This is a genomic window from Vibrio sp. 811, assembly GCF_033339195.1.
The window spans coordinates 1-540 of the sequence record NZ_JAWOUB010000848.1 but is presented as its reverse complement, the minus strand read 5'-3'; the positions used below and the strand labels follow the sequence as shown (position 1 = coordinate 540).

1 pseudogene is annotated in these 540 nt (G+C 45.9%); it reads left to right on the top strand.

The window, feature by feature from the left end:
• Nucleotides 1–540 (top strand): annotated as a pseudogene (locus R7Q46_RS29735) (GGDEF domain-containing protein); the annotation flags it as partial.

Below are 540 nucleotides of genomic sequence, written 5' to 3'. Positions count from 1 at the left end.
CGCGATCGCCATTTTTGAAGACCCTTTAACCAATCCTCGTTGTTCTGTGAGTTTTTCTCGCGGAGAGCTTTACCCTATTCAAAAGTACCCTGAGATTTTCTGGGATTGGGCCTGCCAATTTGATACATCCGAAAGCATTATTCCTCTGGCGATTAACACTTGTAACTGGAATCACACCCAAGATTTAGGTGGCGAAAGCGACATAATGATGCTCGACAACACGCCAATAAAACGCACCTATTTACTTATCCAATCTGTCCAAGCTCGCACCGCACACAATATTTACGAAGAAAGCTACGACGCAATGCAGCTCGCGGCTGCGCGTTGGCAATGCATTCGAGCCGAGAAAAATGCATCACAAGAGATGCGACATCGAGACATCCGTGAAGCTCAATACGTCGATGAAATTAGCCAGCGCGAACGTTTTATCGAAAACATGAAGTTAGTTCAGCAAGTCGCACTCGAGATCTCCAACCCTGATTCCTTAAAAGATTTGTATTACAAAGCCGTCGAAGCCCTGCGTGAACGATTGGGCTTTGA